The 13,732-nt window shown below is 66.0% G+C and carries 12 protein-coding genes and 3 pseudogenes; 11 read left to right on the top strand and 4 right to left on the bottom strand.

Translation table 11 applies throughout. From position 1 onward, the window contains the following. The first annotated feature begins 93 nt into the window (after positions 1–93). The 8 genes and pseudogenes from ABZ857_RS09675 to ABZ857_RS09710 all read left to right on the top strand — a co-directional run bounded on the left by ABZ857_RS09675 (position 94) and on the right by ABZ857_RS09710 (position 5,843). Positions 94–1,131 (top strand): SMI1/KNR4 family protein, encoded by a 1,038-nt coding sequence (locus ABZ857_RS09675; protein ID WP_357040288.1) that lies wholly within the window; start codon positions 94–96, stop codon positions 1,129–1,131. Positions 1,132–1,523: 392 nt separating this feature from the next. After that, complete coding sequence (locus ABZ857_RS09680) at positions 1,524–1,685, top strand: winged helix-turn-helix domain-containing protein (protein WP_357040291.1); 162 nt, start codon at positions 1,524–1,526, stop codon at positions 1,683–1,685. Positions 1,686–1,847: 162 nt separating this feature from the next. Then, on the top strand, positions 1,848–2,303 hold the full coding sequence (locus tag ABZ857_RS09685) for a transposase (RefSeq protein WP_357040294.1): 456 nt from the start codon (positions 1,848–1,850) through the stop codon (positions 2,301–2,303). A 128-nt stretch (positions 2,304–2,431) separates the two neighbouring features. Further along, on the top strand, positions 2,432–2,935 hold the full coding sequence (locus ABZ857_RS09690; RefSeq protein ID WP_357040297.1) for a hypothetical protein: 504 nt from the start codon (positions 2,432–2,434) through the stop codon (positions 2,933–2,935). Between the two features lie 429 nt (positions 2,936–3,364). Then, positions 3,365–4,132, top strand: a pseudogene (locus tag ABZ857_RS09695) (IS256 family transposase); the annotation flags it as partial. A gap of 55 nt (positions 4,133–4,187) precedes the next feature. Then, positions 4,188–5,093 (top strand): annotated as a pseudogene (locus ABZ857_RS09700) (ISAzo13 family transposase); the annotation flags it as partial. Between the two features lie 3 nt (positions 5,094–5,096). After that, positions 5,097–5,264: pseudogene (locus ABZ857_RS09705) on the top strand (IS256 family transposase); the annotation flags it as partial. 429 nt (positions 5,265–5,693) lie between these two features. Further along, on the top strand, positions 5,694–5,843 hold the full coding sequence (locus tag ABZ857_RS09710) for a hypothetical protein (RefSeq protein ID WP_357040300.1): 150 nt from the start codon (positions 5,694–5,696) through the stop codon (positions 5,841–5,843). A 1,231-nt stretch (positions 5,844–7,074) separates the two neighbouring features. On the opposite strand, the gene ABZ857_RS09715 is transcribed toward ABZ857_RS09710, so the two are convergent. Next, positions 7,075–8,091: a tyrosine-type recombinase/integrase gene (locus ABZ857_RS09715; protein ID WP_357040303.1), complete on the bottom strand. Its 1,017-nt coding sequence runs from the start codon at positions 8,089–8,091 to the stop codon at positions 7,075–7,077. A gap of 159 nt (positions 8,092–8,250) precedes the next feature. On the opposite strand from ABZ857_RS09715, the gene ABZ857_RS09720 reads away from it, so the two are divergent. Further along, entirely contained in the window at positions 8,251–8,541 is a 291-nt protein-coding gene (locus ABZ857_RS09720; RefSeq protein ID WP_357041050.1) for an SUKH-3 domain-containing protein, read from the top strand. 773 nt (positions 8,542–9,314) lie between these two features. Here the strand turns inward: ABZ857_RS09720 and ABZ857_RS09725 are convergent. The 3 genes from ABZ857_RS09725 to ABZ857_RS09735 all read right to left on the bottom strand — a co-directional run bounded on the left by ABZ857_RS09725 (position 9,315) and on the right by ABZ857_RS09735 (position 11,677). After that, the gene (locus ABZ857_RS09725) at positions 9,315–9,974 is read right to left on the bottom strand and encodes a tyrosine-type recombinase/integrase (protein ID WP_357040306.1); all 660 of its coding nucleotides are present in this window, start codon (positions 9,972–9,974) and stop codon (positions 9,315–9,317) included. Between the two features lie 176 nt (positions 9,975–10,150). Then, positions 10,151–10,333, bottom strand: a complete 183-nt coding sequence (locus tag ABZ857_RS09730) for a hypothetical protein (RefSeq protein ID WP_357040309.1) — start codon at positions 10,331–10,333, stop codon at positions 10,151–10,153. A gap of 408 nt (positions 10,334–10,741) precedes the next feature. Continuing rightward, positions 10,742–11,677 carry an RNA polymerase sigma-70 factor gene (locus ABZ857_RS09735; protein WP_357040312.1) on the bottom strand — a complete coding sequence of 312 codons (936 nt, stop codon included), beginning with the start codon at positions 11,675–11,677 and terminating at the stop codon, positions 10,742–10,744. A 197-nt stretch (positions 11,678–11,874) separates the two neighbouring features. On the opposite strand from ABZ857_RS09735, the gene ABZ857_RS09740 reads away from it, so the two are divergent. Together ABZ857_RS09740 and ABZ857_RS09745 are read left to right on the top strand one after the other, a co-directional pair. Continuing rightward, positions 11,875–12,360 (top strand): carboxymuconolactone decarboxylase family protein, encoded by a 486-nt coding sequence (locus ABZ857_RS09740; RefSeq protein ID WP_357040315.1) that lies wholly within the window; start codon positions 11,875–11,877, stop codon positions 12,358–12,360. A 10-nt stretch (positions 12,361–12,370) separates the two neighbouring features. Beyond that, positions 12,371–13,711: an FAD-binding oxidoreductase gene (locus ABZ857_RS09745; RefSeq protein WP_357040318.1), complete on the top strand. Its 1,341-nt coding sequence runs from the start codon at positions 12,371–12,373 to the stop codon at positions 13,709–13,711. Positions 13,712–13,732 lie beyond the last annotated feature (21 nt).

Consider the following 13,732-nt stretch of genomic DNA (forward strand, 5'->3'; position numbering starts at 1 on the left):
CGCGCCGGCGTCGGCGGCGTCCGTGGCCCCCGCCGCCGCGCAGGTCGTGTGCGGAGTAGCGGTCGGCGTGTGGGATGCTCAAGAATACCCCGTATGACTGAGGACGAGCTTATTGAGGCGATCCGTGCGATCCCTGGTCTCCTCCCTCCCGTATCGCCGGACGTGATCGATGAGGTGGAGAGGGTTATCGGGTACTCACTACCTCCGTTGCTTCGTCGCCTGTATATCGAGGCCGCTAATGGAGGCTTCGGACCACGCGACGGAGTTCTCGAAGTGGCCGACATTCTCGACTCCTATGATGAGGATTGGCCGGGCATGTTGTGGCTGTTCGACTGGGGTTGCGGGATCTGGTCGGTTTTGGATCTTCGGGATCCGGCCGGCCCGATGTGGATATGGGATCCTAATATCGATGAAGAACTGACTCCTCAGAACATGACCCTGGCCGAATGGCTCGCAGAGTCACTCAGTGGCAACCTGGAGAAGGCTTTCCAAACCTCGAATCTTATTGCCATTTCCAGACGCCGAGCCTCATTCGACGCATGCCCCGATGAGCTGGAATACTGTCCGCCAGAGTGTCTGGCGGATGATGAAATCATCGCGGCGATTTCGGAGCTGCCTGACTTGCCACCACCCGCATCTGCATCGGCGGTCATCGAGGCGGAACGGACCATAGGCTCTCCTCTGCCCCCATTGCTCCGCCGACTGTACCTAGAGGTGGCCAATGGTGGATTTGGCCCGGGCCGCGGCATCTTGCGCGTACCCACGGGAGGTGCCTATCGCAGCAGAGAGATTACCCTTTATCATAAAATATGGAATGCTCGCCCGGATCCTTATGTCCCTCCCGGGTTGGTCTGGCTATACAATTGGGGGACCGCGATCTGGTCGCTCGTAGACTGTCGCGATCCTGCAGGCCCGATGTGGATATGGGATCCCATGGGTCCCTACCTACGGCCAGATCGACTCGGTCTAGAGGAGGGGATCAGAGTAGACCGTTCTCGGTTGACGCCGCAAAACATGACCCTTGCCGAATGGCTGACCGAATGGTTGAGAGGATCCTTCGCAGAAGACTTCAAGCCTTCTAGTCTTCGTGCTATGGCTGTCTTGCGAGCTGGCAGGGCAACTTCGAATTGAGCTATCGAGGGGCGTCGCTAGAGACCTTCAATGGTGAGGGTTATATGGCCTGGCCTCGGCGTGAGCTGGCAGCCGGTCGTCGCGGTGCTACCTGCGGTGCATGAGGTATCCCGATGGCGGTGGCTTGACCGCCGAGCAGTGATTACGCTGCGAGCAGATACGGATGCACGCAGCCGACCGGTTCGCCGTAGGTTCGAGTGATACCCAGGTCGCGCAGGAGTTTCGGGTCTCGCGGACGGCCAACCGGTGGCGGCGTGCGCTGGAGACCGGTGGCCGCGAGGCCCTGGTCTCCAAAGGAGCAGGCGGGCGGCATGCAAGCTCGACGACGCCCAGCTCACCCACCTGGAGCAGGCCCTTCAGGAAGGACCGATCGCCTACGGCTGGGATGACCAGTGCTGAACACCCTTGCCCGGATCGCCGAGGTGATCGGGCGCCTGTTCCACGTGAGCTGCACCGTGGTTGGGGTGTGTTGCCTGCTGCACCGGCTGGGCTGGGACTGGCAGGCCCCCTGTTGCCGCGCCGCCGAACGCGACGAGAAGGTCATCGCCGGGTGAAGGGACGAGCAGTGGCCGGTCATAAAGGCTGGCAGCGCAGCAGGGGCGTGGCTGTGCTTCGAAGACCAGGCCGACCAGACCCTGAGGTCTCCCAAGGGCCGTACCTGGGGCCGAAAGGGTCACACCCGATTGTGTCGCTGCCGGTCAAGGGCACCGGACGGCGTGTCGATCGCCGGACTGATCGCCACCCGGCCGGGCATCCCGCAGGCTCGGCCGCGGCTGGTCTACCGGCTCCGGACTCACCGGGGGCGCAAGGGCGAACGCCGGGGGTTTTCTGAGGCCGATTACGCCGCGCTGTTCGACGCCGCCCACCAGCAGCTCGGCGGGCCGATTGTGGTGGTCTGGGACAACCTCAACACCCACACCTCCGCCGAGATGCGGCGCTTGATCGCCGCTCGCCCATGGCTGACGGTGTTCTACCTGCCCGCCTACGCCCCAGAGATGAACCCGGTCGAGGCCGTGTGGGCGCACATGAAGAAGAGCCTGGCCAACCTCGCCATGCGCACCGTCGATCAGCTGATCGCCCTGGTGAAGCACCGGCTCAAACGGATGCAGTACCGCCCCGCCCTCGTCACCGGCTTCCTCGCCAAGACTGGCCTGGACTACCAACCCCCGTAACCCCAGCCAGTAAGCGTCTCTAGCTACGGTCTTCGAACCTTCGTCGGATTGCGCCGAGGAGCTATCCTGCAGAGTTCCGCCGTAAGGTGCTGGGCCTTGTGATGGACCCGCTCAAGCGAGGAGGTCGCGTGCGATATCGAAGTGACCATTTCGTGGCGCACGGATCACTGCGTGACATAGTAGTTCTCGACGCCGATATTGAGGACTGGCAACAGATGCTGTCCTCGCTGGCGTCTTCTTTCTGGGAGGTTTTCCTTTCGGTAGACTTTCCCGGGGAGCCTCAGGAGACGCCAGTTGACGCACGGCGGCTATTTGAAGAGCTTGAATCTAACAGTGACGCCTCCGCCAGGTTGGAGATTCGCGTCGACGGCGTCTCCTTTCGGTGCTACTTCTTTCAGTCCGACGAAATAGAGTTCACCTTTGATCCGATAGAAGTGCAGGACGAGACCTCCTTCCAAGCGGTCGTGCAATTTATGACATGGCTTGGAGATTTGTGTGGAAAGCGGGTGATCATGACGATGGAGACCGCCGAGCATGCAGCAATTCCTGCCCTTCTGGACTATGTGCCTACCTCCGTCGGGCGAGTGATGGCGCTGCTCAGGATGGGCGTGGGAGAGCGGGGCTGGGTGTGAGGTGAGCTCTCGGTAAGACAGCAGTAGACCAAGATCCAATGCTCCAACCGGGAGCCTCGTTGCTGTCTCACCCCGCCGCGATCTCCTTTGTCAACCACACCCTTGCCCGTCTGGCCGAGCTCATCCGCGTCGGGTGCGTGCTCCGTAATAGGGCTGGCAGCTACTGAATGAGTTGCACCTCGGCGATACCTACGTGGTGCCTGCGAGTTCACGGAAGCGTACTTTCCAGGAAGTGCGGCGTCGCAGGTCACACACCGAGTCCGCGCATTGGGTTGTCGCGCCACATGTCTGCTGCCCGGACGTAGCCGGGTGACGTCCCCTCGGGTGGTGTAACTCCAAGCTGTTGATGCAAGCCCCGGACATGGGGCGAGCCATCGTGTGACGGTCAGCGAGTTCCCGACCAAAGGTTCTCGCGGAGGACACCACACGATGGCTCTGGACCAGTCTGCCCTGCTCGACCTGCTGGAGTCTTTGAAAGCCGCCGACGCCGACGACGTCATCCGCCAAGCGCTGCAAGCCGTCCTGCAAGCGCTCATCGAGGCGGAGGCGACCGCGGTCATCGGCGCCGCCCCACACCAGCGCACCGAAGCCCGGACCGCTCAGCGCAACGGCTACCGCGACCGGCTGCTGACCACCGCCGCCGGTGACCTGGAACTGAAGATCCCCAAGCTGCGGTCCGGGTCGTTCTTCCCCTCCCTGCTGGAACGCCGCCGCCGCATCGACCAGGCGCTGTTCGCCGTGGTCATGGAGGCCTACCTACAGGGGGTGTCCACCCGCAGCGTCGATGACCTGGTCAAAGCCCTCGGCGCCGACACCGGGATCTCCAAAAGCGAGGTCTCACGCATCTGCGCGGACCTGGACAGTGAGGTGGCTGCCTTCCGCGACCGGCCCCTGGGCCACACCACCTTCCCCTACGTGTTCCTCGACGCCACCTACTGCAAGGCGAGGGTGAACCACCGGGTCGTCTCCCAGGCCGTCGTCATCGCCACCGGTGTCAGCATCGACGGCCGGCGGGAGATCCTCGGCTTCGCCGTCGGCGACAGCGAAGACGGCGCGTTCTGGACGGCGTTCCTGCGCTCGCTCAAGGCCCGCGGCCTGACCGGGGTGCAGCTGGCCATCTCCGACGCCCACGCCGGCCTGGTCGGCGCGTTGCGGGCGGTCTTCCTCGGCGCATCATGGCAGAGGTGTCGCGTTCACTGAAGCTGTGAGGAAATAACACGGTGATTTGATCTTTCGGGTTGGATGTCGTGTTATGGCGATCTTGCCCGGCGTACTCGATCAGCTGGCGTTGAAGTTCGAGGTCGTGCTGCCGCATCTGAACGAGCGGCAGCGGCGGTTGCTGATGGCGGCCGAGGCTCGGTTACTGGGGCATGGCGGGGTTCGTGCGGTCGCTCGGGTCGCCGGGGTCAGCGAGTCCACCGTACGAAAGGGCGTTTTCGAACTCGAGGACGGCGGGGATGTGCTGCCGGGCGGGCGGGTGCGCCGTGAAGGCGGTGGGCGTAAGAGCGTCGAGGAGCAGGACTCGCGGGTGCTGCCGGCGCTGTTGGCGCTGGTCGAGCCGGACGAGCGGGGCGACCCAGAGTCGCCGCTGCGGTGGACGACCAAGTCGCTGCGGCGCCTGGCGGAGGAGTTGGCCCGGCGGGGGCATCGGGTATCGCCGCCGACGGTTGGGCGGTTGCTGCGTGAGAACGGGTTCAGCCTGCAAGGCAACGCCAAGACCTTGGAAGGCAAGCAGCACCCAGAGCGGGACGCGCAGTTCCGCTATATCAACGAGCAGGTCAAGGACCATCAGGCCGCAGGCGAGCCAGTAATCAGCGTCGATACCAAAAAGCGTGAGCAACTGGGTCGACTCCCCAACCCAGGCCGCGAGTGGCGGCCGAAGGGCGACCCGATCGAGGTTGAGGACCACAGCTTCTTCTTCACCGGGCCGGACGTCGAGCAGGCCGTCCCGTATGGGATCTACGACATCGGCGCGAACACCGGCTGGGTGAACGTCGGCATCGACCACGACACCGCAACATTCGCGGTTGCCTCGATCCGCCGCTGGTGGCAGGCCCGAGGCCGCCTGGACTATCCAGACGCCTCCCGGCTGTTGATCACCGCCGATGCGGGAGGCTCCAACGGCTACCGGTTGCGGGTCTGGAAGGCCGAGCTTGCCGCCCCCACCGCCCTGGGCCGCCTGGCCGGAGCCGTGCTGGCCGAACACCACGACGAATGGCAGGTCAGCGACCGCCGCTACTTGTCGGAGGGCTCCATGGCCCAACTCGCCGCCCCACCCGCAGACGATCTGGCCGAACCCCTGGCGCACACCGCCCTGGCCGCGTCATAGTCACACCAACCCACAACTCGCCGACCCCACATGATCAGCAGCGAGTTACACCACTCGGCGGGACATCACCCAGCGCCGCGGCGACCATGGCCTGCAGCTGCTCGGGCAGGATCGGCGGAGCCTTCCGTTGCCGCCAGCCGTCATCCAGGAGCCGCCGCTTGTACGAGTCTGACGGCGTCGGCTCCCGATTTTGGCGGGCCCCTGTTCGGCTGCCACATGCAAGCACTACCCCTGTGTTCCTGCGCGCCGGGCCAGGCACTGAGCTACCGGCCTGATGCGCTCACCCGAGCTACGCCGCGGCGGATGCCGCGATGGGCAGCGCCCCGGACATGGGGAAGACCGCGTTGTTCGCCGTCGCGGCGGTCCTCGCTCAGGCCGCGTTCGTCCTGCGGCGCAGGCTCCCCGTGTACGACCGCGCTATCGCTCACTGTGGGGGCGTTCCTCGTTCAGTTCGTCTGGACCGGGCAGGCCGGCGATCTGCTCTTGTCGACCGTGATCGGCGTCTTGACCGCCGCCGTGGTGGCGTTCGAGTTTGGCGGCCTGATCACCCGCTGGTACGGCATGAAGAAGAAGGAGTAGTTCCCATCGAGGTCCGCGTCTACGTCGAGCCCGGTCAACCGCGCCGGGTCTGGTGCCACGCCTGCATGACGAGCGGTGGCGTCGAGCTCGACGTCTACGCGCTCGCCGCGGACACCGTGTCACGGATCGCGACCTACCGCACCTGCACCACATGGGGATGCGATGGAGAAGGAGAGGGATGAGTAGCACGCCGAGGCGGCGGAGAACCTGTTCGCCGCCGCGAAGGGCATCAAGCCGGAGAAGTACGACGACCCGGCCGAGGCGCGCGATCCTCGCGGTGGCCCGCGGTCTGATGGATTCCCTGCCGAGCCCGCTGAAAGTCCCAGATGACTCCCAGAACCGCCCGGTTCTGGGAGGAACCGCCCCGGCTCCCCTCCCCAGGCCAACTGCGCGAAGAGTGCGAGCTGCCCGCACGACTGGTTGCCCACGCTCTCCGCGCATCACTTGTCCGCAACGGTGAAAGCTGTACGTGCTTTAAGGGCACATTCCGTCACGGTTGGACCGTGTTGCGACACGCCGGGCAGCGGAGGCCGTTGCGGGGAGGCCTCGGCATCGCGAAATCAGTACTAGCGACACCCTGGGGCTGTGGGTTCTACATCGCAGATATCCAGGTGGGGTGAACGGGGGTAGGGGCGGGGTGTTCCGCCGCCTGTCCCGCCGTCGGGGCTCCCGCCACCGGGGGGAGGCGGCGGCTGCGGCGTACCGCCGCCGCCACCACCACCACCGCCACCGCCTGTAGTGGTGCCGCCTCCGCTGCCGCCATCCGGCTCGCACACATAGAATTCGCAGTTTGTCGGCATGGCTGCGGCGGGACCGGCGCTGATCAGGCTTGCGGCGCCAGCCGAGAAGAACAGGGCCATGACCATCACGGCCTTGTGTTTCTTGTTCATCCAGTCATCTCCTTTCGTTGCGAGACACACGAAAGGATCACAGCCTGCCCTTGGAAACCGGTTGTGGATCAATGAGAGCCGCTGCCGTCTGACTGGACGGGCAGGCGGGATGCGGCCAGGCCGACCAGGGAACCCCACCCGGTGTCGGAGGCCCGCGTGCATACCTATGCAGGATTGATCACGAAAATGTGTATTCCCGGAACTATGCAGCGGCGGGCATAAGCCGACCCGCCGCATCAGGGATAGATCAGTGATGTCTCAAGCCAACTGTCGTGCCGAGGGATGTGAATAGCACGGACCAGGTCGCGGCGGCCTGTCACCCTGCATGGTCGCCGCCCCGGTCATAGGCCCACGCGCAGCATCGGGTTGTTCTTCCACTTGTCGCGGTGGCGGATGTACTGCATCACCACGGGGGATTTCTCCGACCAGCGGCCGTGCTGGCAGATTCCCGACATGGTCGCGCCGGCGTCGGCCGCGTCCGTGGCCCCGCCGGCGCGCAGGCCGTGTGCGGAGTAGCGGTCAGCGTGCGGGAGCTCGGCAGCTCGGGCGGCCTCCTTGACGACCAGGTTGATCGCTTCAGGGGTCATGCGGATGCCGTCTCCGCGGCCGGCCCGCCGTACGGGCGCGCCGTCGTCGCCGATCGCGCCCGCGATGCGGCCGTTCTTGTCGATCGCGCGGAACACCGGCCCGCTGGTGATGCCGTGCTCGGCGAGGATCTCCAGCCATGCCGACTCCACCCGCACCGGGCAGGTTCCCGGATGGGAGCCGTACGGCAGCGGCACGCTGACGCCGCGGGCGTCGCGGTCGGTCTTCGACATCGCGATGAAGACCTCCAGCCCTTCCCGCAGGAAGGTCAGGTCCTCGATGTTGAGATTGTGCAGCTCGATCCGGCGGGTCATCGCCGCGTACCCGACGGTCAGGATGGCCCGGTTGCGCTGTCCCGTGGGTGTGTCGTCCGGCTGGGCCTCGATCATGGCCCGCAGGATCTCGATAGTGATGGGCAGCGAGCGCCGCGGCCGGAAGCCGGCCTTGGCCCGCAGCTTGCGGTAGGCGCGCAGGGCCTCCCGGAGCGGCCGGGTGTCCGGCCGCTCGGCACCCGTGTCGGTGTGGATCGACAGGATCGCCGAGACGGCCCGGTCGACCGTGGCCGGGGCCCGGCCCAGACTGGTCAGGTAGGCGATGTAGTTGAGGACCGTCGTCGTGGTGGCCGGCAGCGGGGACGCGCCATGGGCGGCGCACCAGTCGGAGAACCTCGCCCAGTCTCCGGCGTAGGCCCGGTGGGTGTTGTCCGCACGGGCTTGCTGGAGCAGCTCGGCGGCCTCGTCGCTGAGGATCTCCTCCACGGTCGCGAGGTTCATGGGGCGCGGGACGATACGTCCCTCGATAGCCGGTTCTGGCTCCACTTCGCCGTGCATGTCCGAATTACCTCAAGATCTTCGAAGCTGATTTCCGATAAGATACATTATCGAAACTCCAAAAATTAGAAGGGGATAATGTCGAAGATTCGATTGGAGTTAATGCATCCCGATGTGCTGGCGGCCATTTGTGCATCCGGTTGGCTGCCTGGGCGTAGTGTGGACACTGCGGAATGGATAAGACTCTTAGCAGGCGAGGGCTATCATGCAAGCCCTCTTGCCGTAGAGGTGCTGTCCTCTCTGGGGGGGCTAGTGATTGATCCGGTCAATTCGCGTGGGCCTAATTTCAGCAATGACGAGCCTTTCAGTGTTGACCCGATCTCCGCGGGATCGGGTCAACGTGAGCTGATCCAGGAGGTTGAGGGGATTCTTGAAGGTAGCTATTTTCCATAGGTGAGTGGCTAAGCTATTCGGGTGTATTTCTAGAGGTGCAGGGGAGGATGATTGCTGCGGGCATGGGCTGGATCTGGGAGCTGGGTAGGACCTTTGAAGAAGGGCTAGAGTTGGCTATCAGGGCGCATCGGCCCTTGGTGTGCCTGCATTCTGACCCTGGCCTCGATCCTTGGCCAGCACCTATCCACTAGCGTTGACCACGCCGTATAACGTTGTCCGGATGCTCCGGGCGCGATCGGCGATGTCTCGATTCACCGATCGTGACGAGAGATGATCGGCATGGACCGGCGTGTGGCGCGCTGATTGCTAAGTCGGTTAAAGCGTTGGGAGTAAGCAAACGAGGACCGCGACTATCGATGCCCTTCTCTGCCTGATTGGATGTTGAGCAATGAGTGCCGAAGATTCTTCCCTGTACTGGGGCCTGGACATCCCGGGCCTCACGGAAGAGCAAGCGTCCTGGATCCGATCGGTAATTGACCAAAGTGGGTATAACCTGAAGGCGGAGGTGGTAGATCCGAGGACGTTTCTGACAATGCATATGGATGCGGACACTGCGCAAACAATCAGTCGAGCTCTAAGCGCACTGGAAGCGAATGACATAGCTGTAGCGCTTAAGGAGAATATTGACCACTGGCTCGACTATGTAGCCCAAGAATCGGAGGGGCCGTGACGCGGTCACAGCCACCCGAGTCACCCGAGCCGATCCACGCGAACCCGGGCATCAGTAAGGCTCCTCCTAATGACTTCACGGAAGCGCAGTTCCCGGTCGCAGATCACACACCGAGTCCGCGCATGGGGTTGTCGCGCCACATGTCGGCTGCGCGTACGTATCCGTGGACGACGGGTGAGGTCTCGACCCAGCGGCCGTGGCGGGCGATGGCCAGCATGGAACGGCCAGCGGCGGCCGCGGCCGACGCGCCGCCGACGCGCAGCGAGTGGGCGGAGTAGCTTTTCGGGTTGTCCAGGCGCGCGGCCTCGGCTGCCGCCTTCACACGCAGGTCGATTGACTGGCCCGTGAGCCGGTCCCGCAAGTGGCCGTTGCGGTCGACGCCGCGAAGGACCGCCGCCTGGGCGCCGCGGGAGGTGAGGACGTCGAGCCATTGCTGGGTGACGCGGACGGGGCAGGTGTCGGCCCACTGCCCGTACGGCAGCGGGCACACCGTGCCGCGCGCCTCCTGGTCGGTCTTGGACCTGGCGACGTAGACCTCGATCCCTTCCTTGACGAAGCGCAGGTCGACGTCGTTGAGCGCGACGAGCTCGGAGCGGCGGGCCATCATCCACCAGCCGACCACCAGGATGAACTGGTCGCGCATGCCGGCCACGGTGCGCGGCAGCGCGGCGACCAAGGCGTGCAGCTGCTCGGGCAGGATCGGCGGAGCCTTCCGCTGCCGCCAGCCATCGTCCAGGAGCCGCCGCTTGTAGCCGCGCAGCACGTGCCGGGCGGCCTTGGTGTTCGGCTTCGGCTAGTGCGCCAGTTCGTGCCGGCTGAGAATGCATGCGATGGCCTGATCGATCGTCGCCGGGGACAGGTCCGCGACGACCAGGTGCGCGACGTAGTTGGCCAGGGTAGTTCACCGCACGGCATGGCGGTGAAGCCGTACTGCTTGCACTAGGACTCGAACTGCGTCCAGGCGCGCCGGTAGGCGGTACGCGTGTTCTCCGCGACGCCGTCGTAGATCAGCGCGGCGGCCTCGGGCGTCAGGTACTCCCGGGGAGCGTCCGGAGCGGGGAGATCGCCTCCGGCTGGAACCACCTTTCCGCGCAGCACCACCCCGTCGACCTGGCGCTCCATCCGGCCCGCTCCCCCGCCTGTTGATCAACTATCGATAAGGAAGGTAATCGCTAGTTGATCAATTGAGGTAGGTGCCGCGTTCAAGTTCCGCCGCACGGTCGTTGGAGTCAGCCGACGCCAATGCCCACGTGGTCACCACCGCATCGCTTCGATGAGGACGAGCGGTGGCAGGGTGAGCGCCTCGCATGTCCAGCTGCACCGGTGTCCGTCATGTCTTCCAATCGGCTGTCCATCGACAGGAAGCGCTCGCCGCCATGCTGGATGCGCTCATCGCATGGCGCCGTGCGATGAGCGCACCGCGACCCGGGACCCTGCCCACATGGATCGCCCGGCGTCGGGCGACCGTCCGCAAGGCCGACCTGGTCAGACGCAGCGCTGAGCCGGCCGCGTGCCGGTGGAGCCGCGGGCTCAGCGGCTCACGGTGGTCTCCCGCTCCATGTGCGACAGCTTCTCGGGGTTGCGTACGGCGTAGAGCCCGGTGATGAGGCCGTCGTCGATGCGTACGGTGATGACGGTGTCGATGTCGCCGTTGATCCGGACGATCAGTGCCGGATGGCCGTTGATCTGTGCCGGCTGCAGCGACGCCGCGGGGTTGACTCTGCCCAGCACGTGGGCCACCTGGCCGGCTCCCACGACGGGCGCCAGCGCGGCCTGCTTGAGTCCGCCGCCGTCCGTCAGGAGGACGACGTCGGGGGCGAGGATGTCGAGCAGGCGTTGCAGGTTGCCCGTTTCGACTGCCTGCTGGAAGGCCTGGAGGGCGTTCCGGGTCTCGGCCGGGGACACGGTCTCGCGCGGGCGCCGGGCGGCGACGTGGGCGCGTGCGCGGTGGGCGATCTGGCGGACCGCGGCCTGGTTCTTGCCGACGGCTTCGGCGATCTCGTCGTAGTCCAGGTCGAACACCTCGCGCAGCACGAACACCGCCCGCTCGGTGGGCGCGAGCGTCTCCAGCACCAAGAGCATCGCCGTCGAGACGCTGTCGGCGAGCTCGACGTCCTCGGCCACGTCGGGTGTGGTCAGCAGCGGCTCGGGCAGCCACGGCCCGACGTAGGACTCCTTGCGGCGGCCGAGCGTACGGAGCCGTTTCAGCGCCTGGCGGGTGGTGATCCGGACCAGGTAGGCACGCCGATCCCGCACCGTGCCGAGGTCGACGCCCGCCCAGAGCAGCCAGGTCTCCTGCAGGACGTCTTCGGCGTCGGCGGCCGAGCCGAGCATCTCGTAGGCGACGGTGAACAGCAGGTTGCGGTGGGCGACGAACGCCTCTGTGGCCGGATCCGTGGCCGGATCCGTGACGGGATCCACCCCGCCGCCGAGGGGCTCGGCTGCGCCCGTTCGTCTCTCGCTCATCGCCGGTTCCTGTCTGTTGGTTCTCGACCGTGCCGTGCATACGATCCCGGCCCCCACCGCTTTGTGACACCTACGGCCGGTGACGCACGTCACAAAGCCGCGCTGTCACAAGGATCGGGTCGGCGGGATCTCTTGCTCGTCAGGACGCCGCGCCGACGATCGGCGCGGTACGCGACACCACGAGTGAGGAGCACATCATGGAACCCCGTATCGACCTGATGGCCAACGAGTTGGGCGCCAGGATCGCCAAGCGGATCTACAACGTCGCCCTGGCGATCCAGCAGTCGCCGCTCCCCCGGGCCACCCAGGACCTGGTGATGCTGCGCGCCAGCCAGATCAACGGCTGCGGTTTCTGCGTCGACTGTCACACCAAGGACGCCGCGGCCGCCGGGGAGACCGCGGTCCGGCTCCACCTGGTGGCCGCCTGGCGCGAGTCCACCGTGTTCACCGAGGCCGAGCAGGCCGCGCTGGCGCTGACCGAGGAGGGCACCCGGATCGCCGACGCCCACCACGGCGTGTCCGACCATACCTGGGCCCAGGTACGCGAGCACTACGACGACGACCAGATCGTCGCGCTGGTCTCCCTGATCGCCATGATCAACGCCAACAACCGGCTCAACGTGATCGTGCGTAACCCGGGGGGCTCCTACGAGCCCGGCATGTTCGCCCGCATGGCGAACTGAGAGGAACATCATGAACACAGCGCTTGAAACCCTTCGCCGTGACTTCGGCGGCGACGTCATCGAACCGGGAGCAGCGGAGTACGCATCGGCCAGCCGATCGGTATTGGCCTCGGGCAGTCCGGCGTATGTTCTACGGCCCAGGAGCGTCCAGGATGTGCGGGCAGGCGTGAGATTCGCCGCCGACGCGGGGCTTGTGCTGTCGGTGCGGGGCGGCGGCCACGCCTTCGCGGGCTTCGGCACCAACGACGACGGCGTCGTGATCGACCTCGGCGGGCTCGCGAACGTCGAGATCATCGACAAGGAGCGTCACCTCGTACGGATCGGCGGGGGCGCGACCTGGGGTCAGGTCGCGGCCGCTCTGGCCCCGCATGGACTGGCGATCTCCTCGGGCGACACCAGGAGCGTCGGGGTCGGTGGGCTGACGTTGTCCGGTGGCATCGGCTGGAAGGTCAGGAGGTACGGCCTCGCGTTGGACAACGTGGTCGCGGCGGAGGTGGTCACCGCGGACGGACGGGTCGTGCATGCAGGCGCGGAGGAGAACCCCGAGCTGTTCTGGGCGATTCGCGGTGGCGGTGGCAATTTCGGCATCGTGACCGCCTTCACATTCGCGGCCCACCCGACGACCGATGTCTTCTTCGGCAGGATCACCTTCCCGGCCTCGGAGGCGGCCGCCGTGCTGCAGGGGTGGGCGGACCACCTCCGCACCGCTCCCGAAGAACTCACCTCCATCGCGAACCTCGCCAATCCCTTCGCCGGCGGCCCCCAGGCGCCGATCGAGATCCAGGTCGCTTTCGACGGCGACGACCCGCGGCTCGCGGCCCGGGCCGTCGACCCGATCCGCCGGCTCGGCACGGTGATCGAGGACGATGTCGCGCTGAAGCCCTATGCCGACACGCTCGTGGACGGCGCCATCGCGCCGCCGGGCATTCACCTGGTCACCCGAAGCGGGTTTGCCGGCAAGGAGTCGGTGCCCGAGGTTCTTCGGGTTCTTGCCGAGGCCGGGGCGGCGGAGGGGGCGCCGTTCATCTCCGTTCGCAGCGTCGGCGGCGCGGTATCCCGAGTCCCCGACGACGCCACCGCCTACGCGCATCGCCAGGCGGAGTTGATGGTCGTGACCACCGTCGCGGGGCCGATGCCGGTCGTCCAGGCCGCCCGGCCCGCTCTGGAGACGATCTGGACCAGGCTCGCACCCCACGTGAGCGGCGCCTACGCCAACTTCCTCGCTTCCGCCGGCGAGGAGGATGTCGCCGCCGTCTATCCGGCGCGGACCTACCGGCGGCTCGCGGCGGTCAAGCGTCAGTGGGATCCCGGCAATCTGTTCGCCCGCAACCACAACGTGCGGCCTGCGTAGGTCGTGCGGGCAGACGAAGCA

Origin of the sequence: Microbispora sp. NPDC046933 (genome assembly GCF_040644635.1) — a bacterium.
Lineage (GTDB): Bacteria > Actinomycetota > Actinomycetes > Streptosporangiales > Streptosporangiaceae > Microbispora.